Origin of the sequence: Vibrio zhugei (assembly GCF_003716875.1) — a bacterium.
GTDB classification, from domain to species: domain Bacteria; phylum Pseudomonadota; class Gammaproteobacteria; order Enterobacterales; family Vibrionaceae; genus Vibrio; species Vibrio zhugei.
This window is the reverse complement of record NZ_CP033078.1, coordinates 1339692-1363333: the sequence shown is the minus strand read 5'-3', so window position 1 is coordinate 1363333 and position 23642 is coordinate 1339692. Positions and strand designations below refer to the sequence as shown.

At 44.7% G+C, this 23642-nt stretch carries 15 protein-coding genes; 10 read left to right on the top strand and 5 right to left on the bottom strand.

Annotation, left to right across the window (positions count from 1 at the left end; all coding sequences use genetic code 11):
* Positions 1–24: 24 nt before the first annotated feature.
* Complete coding sequence (locus EAE30_RS11570; protein WP_123016059.1) at positions 25–2508, bottom strand: TonB-dependent receptor plug domain-containing protein; 2484 nt, start codon at positions 2506–2508, stop codon at positions 25–27.
* Between the two features lie 877 nt (positions 2509–3385).
* Between EAE30_RS11570 and EAE30_RS11565 the strand changes: the two genes are divergently transcribed.
* The 5 genes from EAE30_RS11565 to EAE30_RS11545 all read left to right on the top strand — a co-directional run bounded on the left by EAE30_RS11565 (position 3386) and on the right by EAE30_RS11545 (position 9096).
* Positions 3386–4408 carry an ABC transporter permease subunit gene (locus EAE30_RS11565; protein WP_123016058.1) on the top strand — a complete coding sequence of 341 codons (1023 nt, stop codon included), beginning with the start codon at positions 3386–3388 and terminating at the stop codon, positions 4406–4408.
* 1 nt (position 4409) lies between these two features.
* Positions 4410–5453, top strand: a complete 1044-nt coding sequence (locus tag EAE30_RS11560) for an ABC transporter permease (RefSeq protein WP_123016057.1) — start codon at positions 4410–4412, stop codon at positions 5451–5453.
* 21 nt (positions 5454–5474) lie between these two features.
* Positions 5475–7322 carry an extracellular solute-binding protein gene (locus EAE30_RS11555; protein ID WP_123016056.1) on the top strand — a complete coding sequence of 616 codons (1848 nt, stop codon included), beginning with the start codon at positions 5475–5477 and terminating at the stop codon, positions 7320–7322.
* A complete protein-coding gene (locus EAE30_RS11550; protein ID WP_123016055.1) occupies positions 7315–8169 on the top strand; it encodes an ABC transporter ATP-binding protein in 855 nt (284 codons plus the stop codon). The genes EAE30_RS11555 and EAE30_RS11550 overlap by 8 nt, the downstream gene beginning before the upstream one ends.
* 102 nt (positions 8170–8271) lie before the next feature.
* Complete coding sequence (locus tag EAE30_RS11545; RefSeq protein WP_123016054.1) at positions 8272–9096, top strand: ABC transporter ATP-binding protein; 825 nt, start codon at positions 8272–8274, stop codon at positions 9094–9096.
* A 110-nt stretch (positions 9097–9206) separates the two neighbouring features.
* Here the strand turns inward: EAE30_RS11545 and EAE30_RS11540 are convergent, their stop codons facing one another.
* Entirely contained in the window at positions 9207–11195 is a 1989-nt protein-coding gene (locus tag EAE30_RS11540; protein ID WP_123016053.1) for a HAMP domain-containing methyl-accepting chemotaxis protein, read from the bottom strand.
* Positions 11196–11231: 36 nt separating this feature from the next.
* Positions 11232–12233, bottom strand: coding sequence for a substrate-binding domain-containing protein (locus EAE30_RS11535; RefSeq protein ID WP_164711840.1), 1002 nt, complete (start codon positions 12231–12233; stop codon positions 11232–11234).
* A gap of 493 nt (positions 12234–12726) precedes the next feature.
* Between EAE30_RS11535 and asnS the strand changes: the two genes are divergently transcribed.
* The 5 genes from asnS to EAE30_RS11510 all read left to right on the top strand — a co-directional run bounded on the left by asnS (position 12727) and on the right by EAE30_RS11510 (position 19796).
* Positions 12727–14127, top strand: coding sequence for an asparagine--tRNA ligase (gene asnS, locus EAE30_RS11530; protein ID WP_123016051.1), 1401 nt, complete (start codon positions 12727–12729; stop codon positions 14125–14127).
* 217 nt (positions 14128–14344) lie between these two features.
* Positions 14345–15535: an amino acid aminotransferase gene (locus EAE30_RS11525; protein ID WP_123016050.1), complete on the top strand. Its 1191-nt coding sequence runs from the start codon at positions 14345–14347 to the stop codon at positions 15533–15535.
* A 126-nt stretch (positions 15536–15661) separates the two neighbouring features.
* Entirely contained in the window at positions 15662–16975 is a 1314-nt protein-coding gene (locus EAE30_RS11520; protein ID WP_123017299.1) for an IS4 family transposase, read from the top strand.
* Positions 16976–17182: 207 nt separating this feature from the next.
* Positions 17183–19072 (top strand): DUF294 nucleotidyltransferase-like domain-containing protein, encoded by a 1890-nt coding sequence (locus tag EAE30_RS11515; RefSeq protein ID WP_123016049.1) that lies wholly within the window; start codon positions 17183–17185, stop codon positions 19070–19072.
* Positions 19073–19079: 7 nt separating this feature from the next.
* A complete protein-coding gene (locus tag EAE30_RS11510; RefSeq protein WP_123016048.1) occupies positions 19080–19796 on the top strand; it encodes a 3'-5' exonuclease in 717 nt (238 codons plus the stop codon).
* Between the two features lie 106 nt (positions 19797–19902).
* On the opposite strand, the gene EAE30_RS11505 is transcribed toward EAE30_RS11510, so the two are convergent.
* Together EAE30_RS11505 and EAE30_RS11500 are read right to left on the bottom strand one after the other, a co-directional pair.
* Positions 19903–21786 carry a methyl-accepting chemotaxis protein gene (locus EAE30_RS11505; protein ID WP_123016047.1) on the bottom strand — a complete coding sequence of 628 codons (1884 nt, stop codon included), beginning with the start codon at positions 21784–21786 and terminating at the stop codon, positions 19903–19905.
* 234 nt (positions 21787–22020) lie between these two features.
* Positions 22021–23592, bottom strand: a complete 1572-nt coding sequence (locus EAE30_RS11500) for a BCCT family transporter (protein WP_123016046.1) — start codon at positions 23590–23592, stop codon at positions 22021–22023.
* Positions 23593–23642 lie beyond the last annotated feature (50 nt).

The window sequence follows — 23642 nt, the reverse complement described above, 5'->3', positions numbered from 1 at the left end:
GCCATTTAGGGTAGATCATGAATGTTAGAGTGAATAACTCAAACCAGCGTAGACATAACGGCCGATGTTATTGGCATTTGAAAAGTCATAACCGTTGGAGTCGTTATAATACGGTGCTTCTTTATCCAACACGTTATCGACACCAAACGTTAACGTTAAACGATCGAAACCGGTGTAGTTCACTTGAGCATCCCACGTCGTCCAAGCATCAACATATTTATGTTCAGATGTTTCATAAAGTTGGGTGTAGCGGCCCGTGTAGTTCACCGTGTTGATAACCGCATAATCGGCAATGTTCCACACGAGATTCGCTTTACCTTTAAAGCGCGCACCGTCATAGTAGGTACCGATGTAATCTTCAATATTACCTGCAGAATCACTACGCTTATGCTCGATATTGTAGGTACCACGTAGTGTGGTTTTAAACTCGCCCACATTCGCAGTATCGAAAACGTAGCGGATTTCGCCATCCAACCCAGAGACTTCTTGCTTGGAAACGTTCACATAACTGTTTTGCACGCTTCGAATTCGGCCATCGGGTTCGTACGTCACACCGATATCCTTATTGACCAAATCTTGCTCATCTAAGGTATCAATCATATTGGTATTGGTAATATGGAAATAGTCCAATTTCAACGTCAAACCATCCGTTGGATTAACGACCGTACCAAAGTTAAAGCTGTAGGAATGCTCGGCTTCTAAGTCTTTATTACCGCCGCTGACAATTTCAACTTCTTCCTTTTCATCACCTTTACGCGGGTTTTTGACTGTCTTATAGCTCCGTGTTTCGCTCATGTTCACTTCTGGAAGCGTTGGCGCTTTAAACCCTTCGCTGTACGATGAGCGGAACATGATAATGTCAGAAGGCTGATAGCGTAGCGCCACTTTCGGGCTAAATGCGCTGCCGAAATCACTGTAGTGCTCACCACGTGCTGCTAATTGCATCTCTAACGTTTCATGAAGAGGGATATGCAATTCCGAGTAAGCCGCAACGACGTTCCGGTGCCCATCAGATCCTGTCCCACCCGAGCCAATAATGGCATTACGAGCATTGAGTGGATCAGGTGTATCTTCCCCTGCTTCATAGCGGAACTCGGTACCGACGGCGAGTTGCATATCACCCGCCGACATTGCGTAAACAGGGAAAGATGCATCAGCATTAAAGAATGCCAATTTTGATTCACCTTTCCGTTGTGTGGTCACTTTTGCACCCGCTAAGGAACTCGGGTCGTTATTGGTCACAAACGGGTTATAAGCGCCGCTATCGATGGCTGCTTTATAGCCCGTTTTGGTCACGTAATTTTTGCCATCCGACGTGGTTTTCGTGTAGTGATAGCCACCAGACACACTCCAATCCACATCGGTCTCAAAGAGAGAGGCGTAGCCTTCCAGCCCCGTCACAAATCGCACAGAATCGGTGGTGATTTCATTCTTACGCGGTCCCGCTTCCATAATACGGTGATATAAATACACATCTTCACCATAGGTATTATTCGGGTTAGACGCTCCGACTTGGGTAAGCTCACTATCCGGCGTTGGGGCTGCATGCGTTTTCGTGTCTACGCGGTTGTAGCTCAATTCACTATTCCACGTAAGATCTGGTGTAATTTGATGCGTTACTGTCGATAGCACACTAAACCGTTCGGTTTGTGGTTCTATTTGTCCATACTCAGCAAAATCGTAAACACAATCTTCGCTGCCGCCACACAATGAATCGAGTTCTTCTCCGTCATCAGCGGCCATCACCGTACCTGGAACACCGTAAGAACTGCGCCAATCATCGCCGCCTAAGCGAGTTTGATCAGCGGTATGTGTGTTAGAACGGTTCTTACTCTCAATGTTATTCTTGCGTACAAAGTTTGCTGTCACCATGACGTTAGTACGACCATCATTGAAATTTTTCCCCGCTGTTGCCGTTAAGTCGAGGGTTTCACCATCTTTTTTGGTGGTTTCCCCTACTTTGGCATCAAAATCAAACCCTTCGTAGTCACGCTTGGTGATTAAATTGATGACACCGCCAATCGCATCTGCGCCATAAATCGCTGACGCGCCATCTTTCAAAATATCAATACGCTTAATCGCAGAAAGGGGGATGGAGTTGAGATCGACAAACGTATCTGAGGTATTCTGCGCAAACGCATAATTGGCGACACGTCGACCATTGAGAAGGACCAAAGTACGGCTTTGTCCTAAACCGCGTAGCGACACACCTGACGATCCAGCTGCGAAGCCGTTCGTGAAAGAAGCGCCATAGCTGTTCCCACCATTTTGCGTTAAGCCACGTAACACATCACTGACATCCGTTGCTCCCATCTGTTTGATGTCTTTGGCAGTATACACATCCACCGGGCTTGGACCTTCCATGTCCGTTGTCGCAATATGCGAACCGGTGACTTTCATTTTTTGCATTTTTTCGACATTGTCTTCGGCATTAGCGGATGACACACATACAACAGTGCCTAATACCAAACCAATGGCCACTGATAGGCTGGTTCTTTTATTTAACATCCATATTCCTTACGTTTGCTTTCCATAGTTTTTCGAAATTCTCACTACTACTCACTTAGTGAAAGCGATCACGCTCATGGTGGTGAACACACAAGTTTTTCAAATCAATCACTAAGCAAGCAGAGGTATACACCCAGCCAGATTACTTCGTCAACTTAGGCCCCAACGGCAATAAGAAAGGATAAAGGACCGATTAATTTTAAAAATTCAGACTATTGTCATGGTAATGTCACTCAATGTCAGAACAAAAACAATGAATACGTCAGGTATTTATGATTTATTAATGTTTTATGACAAACTTAAAAATATAACTATCAAAAAGAACATTATTTTAGGATTCATTTAATCATTAGAGTTTTTACTCTTTTTGATAAAAGAATCATTAAAATCTGATACCTGAAGTTTTATGCTATAAAAATGAAGAAAAACATAGGTAAAATAGGACTATAGTGGCCTTAGACAGCAGTTCTATAAGCATCAACACCTAGTTGATGGTGGTTTTTTATTCAAAAAAAGCCCTCTAATTGACCCGTTATCTAGTGAATGTAAAGAGTAATAAAAACTCTATTTTTAATTTTTACAGTTTTTTTTACTTATTTTTATTATCTATTACTTTCAAATAACTCAGTTGAAGTAATATTTTATTTGTTATATGTTTCGATTGCTAAAGGGATTCACTGCTTTTGGTGTTTATATCGCACAATGATCGTGCTAATACACCATCTTGGTGCAATTGATGTATATTGCTTATTTTCATTTATTGCGTTTCCAATTTATGGATCGAGAAGCGCGATGGTGAAAGTCACTGATATATTCCTATCGAACCCCTCTATTTCGTTATGCATTGGATGCTGACAGTACACATGGAGTTTTTATTATGCTGTCTTACTTTTTGCGGCGTTTCGCATTAATTATTCCGACCTTTTTGGGTATTACGGTATTAATTTTTGCTATCACTCGCTTTGTTCCTGGCGGCCCTGTTGAGCGCATGATTTCAAAGATGCAGTCTCAAAACGAGGGTGGCGCAGCAGTCTCTGGCGGGCACTCTAACGCGCTATCCCCTGACCAAATTGCTGAATTAAATGCTTTTTATGGGTTAGATAAACCGGTAACAACTGCCTACATTGAGTGGTTGACCAAACTCGTACATCTCGACCTCGGGGAATCCACACGTTATTACGAGCCCGTCACAGATATGATAGCCGAGCGTTTGCCCGTATCTTTATTTTATGGCGCCATGACCTTTTTCATTAGCTATTTCATTTCAATTCCTTTGGGATATTGGAAAGCGATGAAACACGGTTCATTATTCGACTCAACCTCTTCTGTTATGATCTTCATTGGTTTCGCCCTGCCTGGATATGTGGTTGGTGTATTATTAATCACCTTCTTTAGTTATCAACTCGAATGGTTGCCTATGGGGAGCTTTGTGAGTGATGATTATGATGACATGACCTCTACCTATTTGCAGTTCAAAGATATTATGTGGCATGCCATATTACCACTCACTTGTTATTTAATTGGCGATTTTGCCATGCTGACAATGACAATGAAAAACAACCTTATGGAGAACTTGTCGTCAGATTATATCCGTACGGCTATCGCCAAAGGATTACCATTTAGAACTGCCGTACGAAAACACGCCTTGAGAAATAGCTTAATTCCAGTCGCCAGTCACTTTGGCAACTCACTGTTATTTTTCATGACAGGCTCATTTCTCATTGAAGTCATATTCAATATCGATGGCATTGGATTATTAGGGTATGAGTCCATTATGGAGCGGGATTATCCTGTTGTAATGGGCATTGTTGCCATTAACGCAATCTTATTAATGCTTGGCAATATATTGTCAGACATCTGCGTTGCATTAGTCGATCCTCGTGTAAAATTCGGAGCCTAGCATGTTTGCAGTCAGCCCATTAACTCGCAAGAAGATAACGAATTTTAAACGAATTCGTCGCGGGTATTACTCTTTTATTATTCTGTCTATTTTCATTCTTCTTTCACTGGTTGCTGAACTATTCATTAATAGCCAAGCGCTTGTTGTACATTATCAAGGTCATTATTATTTCCCGGTATTCAGTCGCGTTCATCAAGCTAACGAGTTTGGTCAGTCTGGTAGTGGTGAGGCAAATTACCGAAAACTGCAAAAAACATTTGCCGCGCAGAACACGGACAATTACGTCATTATGCCTCTCGTCCCTTTTAATCCTTTAGAGCAAGATTTTAGTGGCCACTATCCCCCAACCTCTCCTAGTGCACAGGATCAACACTACCTGGGTACCGACGTAATAGGACGTGACATATTGGCACGCTTAGTCTACGGATTTCGAACCGCCATCGGTTTTGCTCTCATTACCATGGTTTTATCCTTCATGATTGGGATTACCATTGGGTGTGCAATGGGCTTCATCGGCGGCAAATTCGATATGTTTTTTCAACGGTTTATTGAAGTGTGGTCGATGGTGCCGTTTCTTTACGTCATTATGATCTTAGTCTCAATTATACAACCGAGCTTTTCTCTCTTTGTCGCGATCAACGTATTGTTTAATTGGATAGGCATTACTTGGTATATGCGGACCATGACCTACAAAGAAGCGGCTCGTGATTATGTAATGGCGGCGAAAGCATTGGGCGCGTCTTCAACACGCATTATATTTAAACACATTCTACCCAATACCATGGTCATGGTTGTGACATTAGCGCCCTTTGCTATTGCCGGCAATATTACTGCGCTCACGGCACTCGATTATCTTGGATTAGGCTTGATGCCGCCAACCCCGAGTTGGGGAGAACTGTTACAACAAGGCAAGTCCAACTTAGATTCACCATGGATTGTATCGTCGGTGGTGTGTTCCATCGTGGCGATATTGGTCATGGTGACATTTATTGGTGAAGCGGTACGTGCTGCTTTCGATCCAAAAAAATTCACACGTTATACATAATCTCATAACAAGGATTCGTTTATGAAAGGATTATCTCTTACTACGTTAGCTCTGCTAAGCGCACTCTCGAGTGGTGTTTCTGCGGCCAACCTGCCGACTCAATTGCAGTGGATACATCATGATGATGAACCACTATTTGCTTCCGACAAAGCGCAATTTGGCGGCACTTTCCACACCTTTATGATGAGCTTTCCACAAACATTGCGTAGCGTAGGGCCTGATGCCAACTCCGGCTTCCGAGCTTATTTAATGGATAATGTACCAAAACTGGCTGGACGCCACCCGAATACTGGAAAATGGATCCCGCAACTGGCCACCGCTTGGGCCTATGGTGACGATCACCAAACCGTGTATTTTAAACTCGATCCACAAGCACGTTGGTCCGACGGTGAAAAAGTCACCGCAGATGACTACTTGTTTATGCTGACTTACAACCGTTCAAAAGACATTGTTGATCCTTGGTATAACGACTTTTTTACCAACAAAATCACTGATGTCATTAAGTATGATGACTACACCATCGCCATCAAGTCTGCCACTAAGATGACTCATGATGAACTGATGATTCAAATCAATATGCCGAGTAATGGCGTGCAACCCCGTCCAAAACACTTCTTTGCTAAAATAAAGAACGACAAAAATCATGATGGCATACCGGATGATTTCGTTCGTCGCTATAATTTTAAAACCGAACCCACAACAGGTCCTTACTATATCGATAAGATCAAACGTGGTAAGCAGGTTGTTTTCAAGCACGTCAAAAACTGGTGGGGTTACCACAATCGCTATTATAAAAACCGCTATAACGTTGAAAAAGTGAATTATCGCGTGATCCGCGATGCGGATATTGCACGTAAGCACTTTGAACGCGGTAACCTCGATACCTTCGGATTAGTTCTTCCTTCCCTATGGCATGAAAAGTCGAATACCTCTCCTTATCAAAATGGATATATCGATAAGTTCTGGGGTTACAACCAAACACCACAAGGTGCTGGCGGATTGTGGATGAATACCAAAGATCCTTTACTAAGCAATCGTGATATCCGTGCTGGAATTACCTACGCGACAGATGTTGATGGCATGATAAAACAAGTACTGCGCGGCGATTATATGCGACTGCCAAGTGCCATGGGCTATGGTCATGGCGACTACGATATTAAAGATGAGACAGCCCCAACCTTCGACCCTAAGCGCGCGATCGAATTCTTTAATAAAGCAGGGTTTGACCATATTGGTCCAGATGGCATTCGCATCAATGATAAGGGGCAGCGCTTGAGTGTTGCCATTACCTACAGCAGCAGGCTGCATACTCGCCGCATAGCCTATTTAAAAGAGCAAGCCAAAAAAGCCGGCCTTGAGTTCACACTCAATCTATTGGACGGCTCATCCGCATTCAAATACATGCTTGAGAAAAAGCATCAAATTGCATTTTTACACATGGGCGGAGGCGAAGTTCCAGCGTATTGGGAATACTTAGACTCGGTCAATGCGAAACCACAGAGCAATAACTTCACCAACTACAGTAATCCACAAATGGATCAATTGATTGACCAATATGATCATGAATTTGACGTGAAGGCTAAACAAAAACTCTCTCATCAGATTTTAGAAAAAGTGGCCAATGAATACTTAATTGTTCCCGGTTATATGGTGCCATATACACGTGAAGCTTATTGGCGTTGGTTGAAATTTCCGAAGCATGCCATGACCAAACGCACAGAAGGTCTGTTTTCGCCCATTGGTATCTCGAATTTTTGGATTGATAGCCAAACGAAAGAAGAGACACAAAAAGCGATAGACCAAGGAAAGACCTTCCCTCCTGTCACCATCATTGATGATCGTTTTAAAATGGGAGCGAGCGATGAGTAAAGAGATCATCCTTGAGGTCAAAGATTTACATGTTTCTTTTGCGAACGATGATGACATTGTCGAAGTACTTCATGGCGTGGACCTCACTGTCTACGCCGGACGAACATTAGGATTAGTCGGAGAATCGGGAAGCGGTAAAAGTGTCACAGCGATGTCCATCATGGGGCTGCTTCCGCAGCCTTATGGACAAGTGACGAAAGGCTGCATTTTGTACCGCGACGTGGATACCGTTACCTTACCAGCAAAGAAACTCTGGCAAATGCGCGGCAACCGTATTTCGATCATTTTTCAAGATCCGATGACCGCCCTCAACCCAGTCCATACAATACGACGTCAGTTACACGAAATACTGGAATTACATCGCCCAGAGCTCAATAAGAAAGCCCGCAATGCGGTTGCCCTAGAAATGCTGGAGAAAGTACGTATTCCCCTGCCCGAAAAACGCCTGGATGAATATCCTCATAACCTATCGGGGGGGATGCGTCAACGCGTGATGATCGCAATGGCTCTTGCCTGCAAACCCGATATTTTGATCTGTGATGAGCCGACAACCGCACTCGATGTCACAGTACAAGCGTCCATTCTCGATTTAATGAATGACTTACAGGCGGAAACAGGGATGGCGATGATTTTTATTACGCATGATCTGGGTGTCGTAGCCGAGGTTTGTGATGATGTCGCCGTGATGTATAACGGTCGTATTGTCGAATATGGCGAGATTTTTGAATTGTTCGACCATCCTAAGCACCCCTATACAGAAAAGCTACTCGGATTAATGCCACGCTTAGACAGTGCCCCCAAACAGATGATTGACATCAAAACACTTCCTGATGATGCATTTGTATAACCCTATGTCATCCACCAACTGTATCGCACTCTCTATCTCACCCTATTTTGGACAACTGTGTAGATGACTTATGGTTATCAGGACAGACATCAAGAGGATCGTATGGCTGAACTATTAAAAATCGATAATATTAAACAGCACTTTGTATCAGGCAAGCGCCTTTTCAATCAAGGCTACGTCATTAAGGCGGTCGATGGCGTGTCTTTTTCGTTGCAACAAGGTGAAACGCTTGGCTTGGTCGGCGAATCTGGCTGCGGAAAAAGTACCTTGGGGCGGACCATTCTAAAACTGTTTGAGCCAACGGAAGGACGTATCTACTTTGAAGGTAAAGATATTACTGATTTTACCCCCAAGCAAATGGCTCCCTTGCGCCGCGAAATGCAAATCGTGTTTCAAGATCCCATGGAGTCACTGAATCCGCGTCATAATATTGGAATGATCATACAAGAGCCCTTCGATATTCATGGCATCGGCACCCAGGCCGAGCGACAACAATGGGTTAAAGAATTGTTGGTTAAGGTCGGGCTACCTGAAAACGCGGTCAGTCGGTATCCGCATGAATTTTCAGGAGGACAGCGCCAGCGTATTGGTATCGCTCGCGCCATCGCACTGAAACCGAAATTGTTGATCTGTGATGAATCCGTCTCCGCGCTAGATGTTTCCGTACAAGCGCAAATTTTAAATTTATTACTGAAACTGCAGCAAGAAATGAATCTTGCCATGATTTTTATTTCACACGATTTATCGGTAGTCAGACACGTGTCAGATACGGTTGCGGTCATGTATTTTGGTAAAATAGTAGAAATGAAAGACGCCGTGTCCCTCTATCAAAATCCGGAGCATGACTATACTCGTACATTGTTATCCGCCATTCCCATTTCTCATCCCAAAGATCGTAAAAAGCATCGCGCTGCACAGCTAACCTGAACCTTGACACTGTCAACGCTGCTAGATAAACAGTGAGCTGAACCATACGTTAAATACCATCCATAAAAAAGGGAGCCAATGCTCCCTTTTGTCTTATCCGACCTATAGAATTAGACGTTGAATTGTTCTATAAGAGCAAGCTGTCGGCGAGCTTGGTCGCGCAGTTCATCACTTGACTTGGCGTTACTTGCCGCCCCTGCAGCCGTTTCTTCCGCTGAGTCGCTGATGTCTACCACACTGCGACTGATCTCTTTAGCCGTCGAACTCTGCTCTTCGGTGGCAGTGGCGATTTGCATGTTCATATCGACGATCTGACCAATCAATTGACTCATCGCCACCAGCCCTTGGCCAGCTTGCTCGGAGACGGCAATGTTGGAGTCGTTTTTGCTCAAGTTCACATTGATGACGTCCACAACCGCTTTAATCAAGCGTTGCATGATTTCAATCATTTGCTGAATTTCTTCGGTCGATTGTTTGGTGCGACTGGCAAGGTTGCGCACCTCATCCGCGACAACAGCAAACCCGCGACCTTGTTCGCCCGCTCGAGCCGCTTCTATCGCCGCATTCAACGCGAGCAAGTTTGTTTGCTCTGCGATGTTTTGAATCGTATCGATGATCGTATCTATTTTCTCACCATACTCATTCAACTCAATCGCAGTTTTTGATGTTTTCTCGATTTGCTCTGCTTGCTCTTTAATATTTGCAATGGCTTGTTCAATACTGGAGCCAACCTCTTTTGTCTGGCTGTGCGCTTGCTCTGCAGACATCATGGTATCTTGCGCACGCTGAGCCACTTCAGACACCGAACTTTCCATTTCTGTCATGGCAGAGGCCGTGGTTTCTAATAACGAACGTTGATTTGAAACCGCAGCAGTGGTCGTATTACTGATGGAGGCATTACTGTCCGCCACTTGTGAGAGCATTTGCGCCGAATCAGTCAACTGCGTGAAGGTACTGCGTAAATTGATCACCAACCCATTAAGATAACGGCCGAGCTCTCCAAATTCATCTTTTGACGCTTGCTGGAACGTGACGGTTAAATCGCCTTCGGTCATTTTAATCAGTGCCCGTTTGAAATCGCCAATGGCTTTGCGTACCCATTTCGCGATCCAGAGCGACACAAGAACCGCAATCACAAGAGCAATCGCACTGACAGTAAACATGGCATTCTTAATAAACACAATACTGCTATGAGTACGATTGCGTGCCTGTTCGGCCATATGCGCCGCAGCTTGATCAAACTCAATCATGGTACTTTGCAGTTTTTGCGTATCAGAGCGGATGCTGGCAAGGTTCACATTCGTTTCTTGTTCTAAACGATGCTGATTCAGATAAAGATGATACAAGCCATCCTCTGCGGTCATTTCATGCAAGAGCGGAACTAACATGACGCTGAATAACTTGCCCATATCGGCACTGTTATCTTTAATCGCTTCAAAGCGATTTTTAATCACAATATCCATTCCATCTAAGCGCTTCGTCAGCGCTTGCAAATCGCGACTGACCATATATTGACTAAACGCTTTAAGAACTTGGGTCGCCTCGCGGTTTAAGCCAGTAATGGTGGATTTGAAATTGGGATTATCTTGATAGTAACGTTCTTTCGAGTATTTTGATAAATAGTAGGTAAGGCGCTGATCAATGTTATTAATCACCTTACTATGGCGATCAATCGCACTCGCATTGACCAGCAGTTCACGGTGAATGCTCAATAACGCCTTACTGGCCTTCGTATATTGCGTGCGTAAAGCTTCTATCGCGGTTAATTTGGTTTCAAGCGCCCCATTATTATTCAGCGCTTGCACTTTTAATTGTTCGATATTGCGATCAATTTTATCGCCTTGTTGCTGAAAATCCTTCTCTAGTTGATTAATACGTGAAACGGATGTCTCAGCAAACACACCAATAACGTAGTTATTTTGCTGGAGCATATCACTCCGTAGGCTCGCCACTTTCTGATTAATTGGAAACGCTACATCGGTCACTTGACCAAGGTCGGACTCAATTTTTCCCACAGAAAAATAGTTAACGCCAACAAGCCCCAGTAAAAATATGACCAATACGGCAAAGCCCATAATAATTCGATAGACTAATGACATAATCTGTTACTCCAATTCTTAACGTCCATGACTCAACTATTGTTCACCGTCGAGCAACAGCTTGTAATTCTCTTTTGTGATTAACTTAAACGGTACCCAATGAGGGTTTTTAACGCTTTGGTGATTAAGCAAACGATAAGTCATGTCGACCACGGCTTTTCCTTGCCCTTTCCCGTCTTGCAATACAGTGATGTCTAAATTGCCTTTGTCCATCTCTAAAAGTGCATCATATATTCCGTCAATTCCGCCAGTGTAATAAGACTTCACGTCTTTACCGTTATCACGTAATGCCATGAGTCCCCCCATGAGCATCTCGTCATTATTTGACACTAAGATATTGAAATCGAGATTATCTTTGATCCATTTTTCGACAATATTATATCCTTGGTTACGTTGCCAATTTCCGGTTTCTGCCGCTACCACCGAGAGATTGGGATATTTTGCAACAACATCATACACATCCTTAGTCCGAGTAATCGCCGCCGGATGATTCATTTCACCTTTGAGCAAAGCGACCTTGCCTTGATAACCGGCCAATTGCGCCAACGCCTCCATTTGCATCGTCCCAGAGTCGACCTCATTTGAGCCAACATAAACCGTATTCGCGGGCATCGTAGACAAATCCGCAACGGGCTCAGTGTTGACAAACACTAATGGGACATCTTTAGCAAATTCAAGCAACTGTTTATTTTGCTCATGGGTGCCAGTGGCAAACACCACCACAGCATCGGCTCCAGAATCAATATAATGTTGAATCTGTTTCACTTGCTCATCAAAATCATTGTCCACATCGTCGACGTACACATAATCGTGACGAGCGTCTACCGCCTCTTCAATACTGTCAGTAATGGAATTCCTAAAGTTATCTTGCGAACTCACCGAGACGGCAAAAAACGTTGCATTCGCATAAGCACTGAATAGACACACGTTGAGAATAACGAATAGACGCATCATCCAACGTTGTACTGGGGGGACGACCTTTTCACCTTTTAATACATTGATTGCCCTTTTTTTGGCAACTCGAACCATACGACTCATTACCACTTCCTCATACGCACGGGAAAACCCATTCATTTCTCTTCATTCTGCGAGGAAAACAAGAGAAATTCGGTCATTGTTTATACATTCAAATATAGTTATATAATTGTATTCCTGAGTTATTATTCATTTAATATTCAGGCGATGTGTGTGCTTTAAACGAAGATATGCAACACGATGTAAATGTCTAACAAGTGAGACGAAAAGACTGTGATAGTTGCTGCATATTGAATTAATGCGAACAGGAAATTAATTATTTGTGAGTTGCAACTCATCCTTACCCGCAGAGCGTAAACTAAGAGCAACAATGTCAATTGCTTAAATAATATCCAGTTTCCTCATATTAAGGCTTGAAGCCTAGGAATTGACAGGTAATATGGAGCATCGCAATTGTAAAATCCCCTACAACTCGATGTTTTGGCTGTTTTTCGCTCAAGATTGGGCAAAAACCACGCGAGATTGTATTTTTACTTCTATGGAGACATAACAAAACATGACTTACGCGCCTGTAACAGACGTACTAAGCGGAAAGCTCGCAGTTGACAGTGAAGTCACTGTTCGTGGCTGGGTTCGCACACGTCGTGATTCCAAAGCTGGAATCTCTTTTCTCGCCATTTACGACGGCTCTTGTTTCAACCCGATTCAGGCCGTGGTTCCGAATAATCTGAATAATTATGAGAACGAAGTCCTAAAACTGACAACAGGTTGTTCTGTGGAAGTGACGGGTACGATTGTTGCGTCTCCAGCAAAAGGCCAAGACTTCGAACTCGCAGCAACATCGGTGAATGTGGTGGGTTGGGTAGAAGATGCTGATACTTACCCTATGGCGAAAACGCGTCACTCGATTGAATATCTTCGTGAAGTCGCGCATCTACGTCCGCGTACCAACGTTATCGGTGCGGTAGCCCGTGTCCGCCATTGTCTATCCCAAGCGATCCATCGTTTTTATCACGAACAAGGGTTTTTCTGGGTATCCGCGCCATTGATTACTGCTGCTGATGCAGAAGGTGCCGGTGAAATGTTCCGCGTTTCAACACTGGATTTGGAAAACTTGCCTTTAACCGATGCGGGTAAAGTGGATTACAACGAAGATTTCTTTGGTAAAGAAACCTTTCTAACTGTATCCGGCCAGTTAAACGGTGAAGCGTATGCATGTGCTCTCTCTAAAGTGTACACGTTTGGCCCAACATTCCGCGCCGAGAACTCCAATACTAGCCGTCACTTAGCAGAATTTTGGATGGTGGAACCTGAAGTCGCGTTTGCCGATTTAGAAGACATCGCCAAATTGTCTGAAGATATGCTTAAGTATGTGTTTAAAGCCGTGCTTGAAGAGCGTCGTGATGACCTTGAGTTTTTCGCGCAACGTATCGATAAAGAAGCCGTTACTCGCCTTGAAAAGTTTGTTGAGTCAGACTTTGCGCAAGTTGATTACACCGATGCCATTGATATCCTTATTCAATCGGGCAAAACGTTTGAATTCCCTGTTGAATGGGGCATTGATCTTGCGTCTGAGCACGAACGTTTCCTTGCTGAAGAACACTTTAAAGCCCCGGTTATTGTTAAAAACTATCCAAAAGACATTAAAGCCTTCTACATGCGTATGAATGAAGATGGTAAAACCGTTGCCGCCATGGACGTTTTGGCTCCAGGTATCGGTGAAATTATCGGTGGTTCTCAACGTGAAGAACGCCTAGATGTGCTTGACGAGCGCATGCGTGCCATGAATATCGCTCCAGAAGACATGAACTGGTATCGTGACTTACGTCGTTACGGCACCGTTCCTCATGCAGGCTTTGGCCTAGGTTTTGAACGTTTGGTGTCTTATGTTACTGGCATGGGTAACGTTCGTGACGTGATTCCTTTCCCGCGTACGCCACGTAACGCCAACTACTAAAATCATTCGTCTGAGTGATACGGATAAGGCGACCTTCGGGTCGTCTTTTTATTGCTACCCACTAGGTCGATTGATCTCCCCTACGCTCTGCCTATCCAATATTCACAACACGCCCATCAGTTATTTGTACTTTTTCTCTTTTGATGAGTTGTTTCAACGACACGAGACAGGTATAAATAGATCATGATTTCTCTTTTACCCCGACACGGATACTATTATGTTTGAAAAAATTGTCGCAGCGCCTGCCGATCCAATTCTAGGCCTCACGGAAGAATTTAAAAAAGACACTCGCCCAGAGAAAATTAATCTCGGGGTCGGTATTTATAAAGACGAATCAGGGGAAACCCCCGTTCTTGCGACAGTCAAAAAAGCAGAAGCGGATTTATTGGCGAACGAAAAAACCAAATCCTACCTTAGCATTGAAGGCACGGCGGATTATGGATTAGCGGTGCAGAAACTCCTGTTCGGTGACGACGCTGCCATCATTACTCAACAACGAGCAAAAACCGCTCAAGCGCCTGGCGGTACCGGTGCTCTGCGCATTGCGGCTGAGTTTGTTAAACGCCATTTTGGCGCGGTGAAGGTTTGGATTAGTAATCCAACTTGGGCGAACCATCATGCCGTATTCAGCAGTGCAGGCCTAGAAATCGCCCAATATACCTATTACAACGCAGAGTCACATGATAAAGATTTTGCTGCAATGGTGACCGATTTAGAACAAGCGTCTGCAGGCGATGTGGTCTTATTACACGGCTGCTGTCATAACCCGACCGGCATTGACCCAACCTTTGAAGAATGGCAAACCCTTGCTAAGTTGGTCGCCGATAAAGGGCTTATCCCACTGTTTGACTTTGCTTATCAAGGATTTGCTTCTGGCGTTCAAGAAGATGCCGACGGATTACGGGAATTTGCGAAGTGCAATGACGAAATTCTGGTTGCCAGCTCATTTTCCAAGAACTTCGGCTTATACAATGAACGCGTCGGTGCGTTTACCTTGGTGGCCGCCAATACTACGATTGCAACTGACGCCTTTTCTCAAGTAAAAAAAATCATTCGTGCCATCTACTCAAATCCTCCAGCACATGGGGCCGCTGTCGTCACCCATATTCTCAATTCCGCAGAACTGCGTGCGGAGTGGGAACAAGAAGTCGCCGATATGCGTCAACGTATCCACGAAATGCGTCGTCTGTTTGTACAAACATTAAAAGACAAAGGCGTCAGTGCGGATTTCAGTTTCATCGAACGTCAAAATGGCATGTTCTCATTCTCCGGCCTTAACAAAGCACAAGTGGCTCGCTTGAAAGACGAAGCGGCCATTTACATCGTCGGTTCAGGACGTATCAGCGTCGCGGGTATGACGAAAACTAACATGCAGCCGTTATGTGAAGGGATTGCCAACGTCCTATAATCGTTATTTCAAGTGATAAAAAGCCAGCCCTATGCTTAATGCCGATCAGTTAAGACTAAAATGATCGGTTGAAGGATCCATCTAACGTGTCAAAATCCGAGTGTATTCATGCACTCGGATTTTTTTATGTTTTTAAGACAAGCACTTAACCAAGTACACAAATTTTCTGCTGAACAACTTTCGGGGTTATCTGACCTACTTTCCCCTGAACTCATTTCGCAATGTTTAGAAGATACCGGAATTACCACAGTTCGTAGACGAAGATTGCCTATGGAGATGATGGTATGGAGTGTCGTTGGGATGTCTTTATATCGTCACTTGTCTATGGAGAAAGTTGTGTCGAAACTGGATATCCTCCTTCCAGGTAAGAAGCCATTTGTTGCTCCAAGTGCCGTCATCCAAGCCAGACAACGGTTGGGCTCCGATGTCATGAAATCCGTTTTTACTCAAACACAGAAGATTTGGCATGATAAAACGCCTCATCCAGACTGGCATGGACTCACGCTTCATGCTGTCGACGGCGTCGTCTGGCGAACGCCAGATACGAAAGAAAACGGTGAGACATTCAGTCGGACTCGGAATCAAAAGTGCTCGTCCGAATATCCTCAAGTGCGCATGGTCTGCCACATGGAACTGACTAGTCATCTTCTAAATAGCGCTTCGTTCGATTCCACATCAACAAGTGAAGTGGACCTAACAACGGAGCTCATAGAGCAATCACCAGATAATAGCCTGACTATCTTCGATAGAGGTTTTTATGCGCTAGGGCTTTTACACCGTTGGCAGACAACAGGGACAGAAAGACATTGGCTAATTCCCATGCGTAAAGGGGCGCAATACACGACACTTCGCCAATTAGGACGTGGTCAAGAGCTGGTTGAGTTAACGCTATCCCCACAAGCGAAGAAGAAGTGGCACGATGCACCAGAAACACTCGAGGCTCGATTAATCACCAAGACGATAAAGGGGAAGGAAGTTCGGTTATTAACCTCAATGACAGATCCCTTGCGTTACCCAGGGCAAGACATAGCCGAGCTATATAGCCATCGGTGGGAAATCGAACTTGGTTATCGAGAAATGAAGCAATATATGCTGCAAAACACCCTAACCCTAAGAAGTAAAAAGCCTGAGCTAGTAGAACAAGAATTATGGGGCATGCTGCTGGCTTACAACTTACTTAGGTTCTTGATGTGCCAAATGGCTTACGATCAAAACAAGGTCATGCCTTACCAGATAGGGTTCAAACAAGCTTCGTTGTTCTTAATAGGGCAATTACAGCAACTGCCGTCAGTGGCACCGGGAAGGGTCCCGGAGGTGATGAATTACATCTTAGATATGGCTGAGAGTTTTACGCTGCCAGAAAGGAGAGAACGAAGCTATCCAAGAGCAGTAAAAAGAAGGCCCAGTCGCTATGCGACCAGGCCTTCTAAAAGATGTTAAATGCCTCTTAACTTACAAGCATTAAGCCCTATGCTGGCTTTTTTTCTCTTCCGGTGCTCTCAGTGTCAGGTCTTGGTCTCAATGTCTCTCAACGCGCGTCACAACACAGCGCAGCGCCGTGTTTTAGTGTAAAATGATGTATTCAGCCATTGGCAAACCGTGACACTGAAGATATACAAAACAACACGTTATTATAAGGAGCCTTCAATGGATGCTGAGCTACAAGAAATTATAACCTTTCTCAGCCAATACCCTCCGTTTAGCGATCTGTCAGAAGAAGTATTGGCAGACGTCACCGGACAAATTGAGATTGCCTACTATCGACAAGATACTCCAATTATCCATTTTGGCGATTACATCGAAGACTTATTCATTATTCGCAGTGGCGTCGTGGAAGTGTATCGCCGAAAAGGTGAACTCTATAATCGCTTAACCGAAGGCGACATGTTTGGTCAAATGGGATTACTGACCAACAATAAAGTCCGCTTTCCAGTAACCGCCATTGAAGATACGCTCGTATACTGCATTCCCGTATCTCTATTTCAAAAGCTGTATGATGAATATGACAACTTCGCCGATTTTGTTGAAGTAGAAGATAATGCACGCCTACGCCAAGCGGTATCAAGCCAGACTGATGAAAACGATTTAACTACCGTCAAAGTCACGAGTTTATTGGCCGGCGAACCTTTATTCGTGCACACGGATGCGACCATCCAAGAAACCGCTATCAAGATGTCTGAGGAAAATACGTCCTCCGTGCTTATCATTGACCCCAATCGTACCGACGACGATGACGATGACAGTTCAGCTGTCGCTGGCATTATTACCGACCGCGATTTATGTCGTCGTGTTCTGGTCACGGGGATGGATCATAGTCGTACCGTCAGTGAGGTCATGACCACAGACGTCATTTCATTGGATCACAATGCGTATGTCTATGAAGCGATGTTAATGATGCTGCGTTATAACGTTCATCACCTTCCGGTTTTAAAAGAAAACAAACCCATTGGTATTATCGAGATTTCCGATATCGTGCGTTACGAATCGCAAAACTCACTCCTATTGGTGAGCAGCATCTACCAACAAAAAACCGTCGATGACCTGGCGCAAGTGGCGACACAGTTACAAGAAAGCTTTGTTCGCATGGTTCGCGAAGACGCGAACTCACATATGATCGGTACGGCGATGTCCACCATTGGGCGCAGCTTTAAGCAACGCATCATTGAGTTAGCAGAAGAAGAGTTCGGCCCAGCCCCTATCCCCTTCTGTTTCCTCGCACTGGGCTCCATGGGACGTGACGAGCAGTTAGTCGTGACCGATCAAGATAATGCGATCATCCTTGATGACAGTTACGATGAAGACAAGCACGGTGCGTACTTTGAGAAGCTGTCTCGCTTTATTTGCGATGCCCTGAACCAATGTGGTTATACGTATTGTACTGGCGATATCATGGCAACCAACCCAGAATGGCGTATGACTCGCCGTCAATGGGAAGCGTGCTTTGCCGACTGGATTGATAATCCCAATCCCAAAGCGCTGCTCAATGCCTCAATCTTTTTTGATTTAGATGGGGTTTATGGCCGCTTGAAATGGGCCGAGCAGTTGAATGGATTTGTGGTTCGCCGAGCTCGTCGCAACAACCGCTTCTTAGCTTGTCTCGCGCGTAACTCGCTCAATCGCACCCCCCCATTGGGCTTTTTCAAAAATTTCGTTATGGAAAAAGATGGCCAGCACAATAATTCCATCAACTTAAAGCGACGAGGCACTGCGCCATTAGCGGATTTAATCCGAGTACATGCCCTCGCGGTTGGCTCACGCGCCAAAAACTCATTTGAGCGCCTCGATGACATTATTGATGCCGGTATCCTACCGAAAGGACGAGGGCAAGACTTGCGTGATGCCTTAGAGTTTATTTCCGTGGTACGTATTCGCCATCAAGCCATCGATATTGAGAATGGCCAAGAGCCAGATAACAACATCGAGCCTGAAAATTTATCCGATTTTGAGCGACGTAACCTTAAAGATGCTTTCCAGATCTTGAGTAACGCCCAAAACTTTTTGAAATATCGCTATCAAGCAAGCGGCAGCTTTAAGTAGGTAGAACATGATACAGTCATTTGGAGCACCGAGCATTGATTGGCCTTATAAGTTTCGTAGTAAGCTAAAACTGGCTAAATATGAACCATTGCGGCAATTTTATGCTGCCACGCTACCAGAAAAAGGCACGCCTTTGCGCGAGGTAGAGTTTTTGGCCATGGATTTTGAAACCACCGGCCTCAATACCGACAAAGATGAGATCATCACTATCGGTATCGTCCCCTTTTCCTTTGATCGCGTCTACCTTAATCGCGCTCGTCATTGGACGGTACGCCCCCGCCAAAAGTTACAGGATAACTCGGTGGTCATTCACGGTATTACCCATAATGATATTATGGATGCCCCAGATTTAACCGAAATTATCAGTGACGTACTCGAGTCCATGCAAGGCAAAATCATGGTGGTACACTTTCGGAAGATCGAAAGAATAATGCTCGATAAAGCCCTGAAAAGGCGGATTAAAGAAGGAATAGAGTTTCCTGTCATTGACACAATGGAGATCGAAACCCGAATTCAACGGCAAACGTCAGGTAGTTTTTGGAATCGACTGCTGGGGCGTCGTCCCGCCTCTGTTCGGTTAGGACAATCTCGCTTGCGTTATAACCTACCACCTTATACTGCCCACCATGCGCTTACGGATGCGATAGCCACGGCGGAGTTATTTCAAGCACAAATGGCTCATCATTTTACCCCCGATGATCCCATTCAAAATTTCTGGCTGTAAACCACCGATTCGGCATGCGGGTCTCTCGTGATTCCCATAAAAAAACCGGCTCTTGCAGAGCCGGTTTTTTGTTATTCGACGAATTGCCGCGCGTCGCTGGATAGCATTACAATTTAAATCGACCGATTTGTTCTTGTAATTGATGAGAAAGCGCAGAAAGCTCAGAAGCTTGCTTGGCCGCTTCGCCCGCTTCTTTCGCAAGCTCTTCAGATACATCACGAATGCCTGAAGTATTGCGCGTAATTTCCGAAGTCACCGAGGATTGCTCTTCAGCAGCAGAGGCAATTTGCGTTGCCATATCACTGATCACCTCAACCGATTGCTGAATTTGCGTTAAACTGGCGGCCGCTTCGGTGGCATCGTCTACCGATGTATCGGATAACTTGTGGCTATCACCCATGATATTAACGGCTTTATGCGTTGTCGCTTGCAGGGTTTCAATCATGGTTTGAATTTCCGTTGTTGACGAATGCGTACGCTGACTTAATACTCGGACTTCGTCAGCCACCACCGCAAATCCACGTCCCTGCTCACCAGCACGCGCTGCCTCAATCGCAGCGTTGAGTGCCAGTAAATTGGTTTGTTCGGCAATCCCTTGGATAGTCGATAGAATCGAATTAATGCCATCGGCATGAGTTTGCAACTCCTCAATCACAGAAGTCGCAACGCCCACTTCTTCAGCTAAGCGTGCGATGGAGCTCTGAGTCTTAGTCACTTGATCGCTACCATGTTGCGCCGCGGATACCGCCTCATTCGAACTGCTCGCAGTGTTATCTGCATTGCCAGCGATTTCATGAGTCGCAGCCGCCATTTCATTAATCGCCGTGGCGACCATATTGATTTCATCTTGCTGCACGCGAATGCGCTCGCTACGATTTGCAGCATGAGCTGCGGTCGTCGTCGATTGGCTATGTAAACTCTGAGAAATACCTCTTAATGTCATCATCATGCTGTGCATGTTACTAACAAACACGTTGAAATTAGACGCAAGTTTCCCCACCTCATCGTGACTCGATACGGTCAAGCGTTGAGTCAGATCGCCTTCGCCAGAAGCAATCTCTTCCAACGCACTGGAAACACGCAGCAGATCCTTGGTTAGCACACTTACCACATAGGCAACGGCAAACAACATAATAATGGTGATCACAATACCCGTGATAATCAGTTGATTTAACATACTGTAATACAATGCAAACTCAGTTTCTTTATCGAGTTTCAGCATGAGAATCCAGTGCGTATTAGGGACTTTAGAAAAATACAGCAGTTTCTCTTGACCATTAATATCAAATTGGGCCAACTGACCACTTTGCATGGCTTTTTCAATACTGTTCATGGACAGATCGTCATCCAAAGCGCTCACTGGCTTAAGAATGTTTTCTGCTTTTTGGGTCGCGAGAATGGTTCCATTTTGACTGTCTATTAACGAGGCGGAGGCATTTTTACCAATATCCAAGCTAATCACATTATTGACCAACTGCGCAATGAGCACGTCGCCAGCTAACACGCCCTCACGGCCACCCGTGTGATGGATAGGCGTCGCAAGCGTCACCAATAGCTCGTTGGTCGCAGCATCACGATAAGCTGAGGTCAACACCATTTTATTAGCCTGAGTGGCACTTTTATACCAGCCACGTACTCGAGGATCATACCCTGCACTGTTTCTTTCAGGGTGAGAACGTAGCATGTCGCCTTGACTCGTGCCAAAATACACATCATCAAAATCCCCAGCTTTTCTTGCTTGCACAAGGAAGGGTTCTATGTCTTCGGCTTGAGTATTATCTTTCAGCGCTTTAATTAACGCGACTCGTTGACTGATCCAGTCGGAAATTCCTTTCTCCGCACTTTGTGAAACAGTCTGAGCTCTCACCTGGACACTATTTTGAGTTTCTGTTTTTAATTTGGCAGCAGCAATCCAAATCAAGGCAATGGCCATAATAGCGAGCATCGCAATGCTCACGGCAATTAATTTTTGTTTCAACGATAAACTCATAACGACATCAGTCTCATAGTAAGTAAACTTATTGCTATCATTCCATAATTGTCCGAGTTACGACACTATTTTTTACCGTTAGCTGGCTTATTTTTTACCTAAAAATAACACTCGTTATTTACTTAATACACAGTAAGCATGGCGAATGGGAAAATCAAGGGGCGCAACGGCGGAATAAAAAAGGGCTGAGTCATAAACTCAGCCCTTGAAACGATTTAAACCAACCATTGATAGTTAATATTCTTCCGTATTCATTCCCTTCACGAGACTGAAACACATCAATAATAAAATAATCGTGAACGGTAGCGCCGTACAAATGGCCGCTGCCTGCATAGCTTGTACAGCGTTACTTCCGCCAATCCATAACAATGCAATGGCAATCGCACCTTCCAATACAGCCCAAAATACCCGCTGCAGTATTGGTGCATCGAGCTTCCCGCCCGCCGTGATGCTATCGATAACCAATGAGCCTGAATCTGAAGACGTAATAAAGAAGACCAGCACTAACACAACACCAATGATGGACAGCACCGTTCCGTAAGGAAGCGCATCAAACATCTCAAACATCGCAAGAGAGACATTAGTCACACCTTTATCGCCTAATACGCCGACATGATGGATGATTTGATCAATGGCAAGCCCACCGAATACTGACATCCATACCAGTGTCACAGCTGTTGGGACAATCAAGACAGCCGTCATAAACTGACGAACAGTCCGTCCACGTGATACTCGAGCAATAAACATCCCCACGAATGGTGACCATGAAATCCACCAAGCCCAATAGAAGATAGTCCATGCTTTCAACCAAGTTTCATCAGGGCGATCATGCGGGTTACTTAGTGCCACGATATTTTGGATATAAGAGACTAAGGTTTCTGGGATCGCAGCGAAGGTGACATCATAGCCAATAAATGCAACCACAAAGAGCAAAAGGAAAGCCAGAATCATATTGATGTTAGAGATGACTTTCACCCCACCGTCAATGCCTCGAATCACTGAAATGGTTGCCAGCAGAGTGACACCAACAATCACGATGATTTGTAGACTGATACCATCTTTAAAACCAAACACGTGATGCAGGCCACTTGCCGCTTGCTGCGCGCCTAAACCTAATGATGTTGCTAAACCAAACAAAGTGGAAATCACAGCGAGAATATCAACAATGTGACCGGCCCATCCCCAAGCTCTATCACCTAAAACAGGGAAAAATATAGAACGGATAGAAAGTGGTAGACCTTTGTTATAGCAGAAAAACGCAAGAGACAGCGACATAACGCCATAAATGGCCCAAGGATGTAATCCCCAGTGGAACATGGTTGCACCCAAAGCCAATTTTGCGGCCTCCGGGGTATTCGCTGTCACATCTAAAGGAGTACCATAGGCGCCAGTGTAGTAACCAGCAGGCTCGGCAACACTCCAAAACATCAGACCAATACCCATGCCCGCAGCAAACAACATGGATAACCATGAAAAGAAAGAATGTTCAGGTGCGGCATCTTTACCACCGAGACGGATCCGACCGTAAGGCAACACAATCATTGCTAAGCAAAAGACGATAAAAAAGTTCCCTGCCCACATGAAGAGAACATCAAAATTATCAATGATTTGCCCTTTAATCCCATTCAACACACTTTTCGCAGTATCCGCATCTGACAGTAGCGTTGCCACTAAGAAAATCAGGATTAAGCCAGCACTTACTCCGAAAACTGGGTTATGTACATCAAAACCCCACTTTTGGACATTATCTTGTCCTACCGTATAGTCGGTATTATCAATACTGTATTTATCAATACTCTTCTTCATTTGACCTCTCTATATAGATAGTTCTTGATTGAGTATGATAGTAACGAACA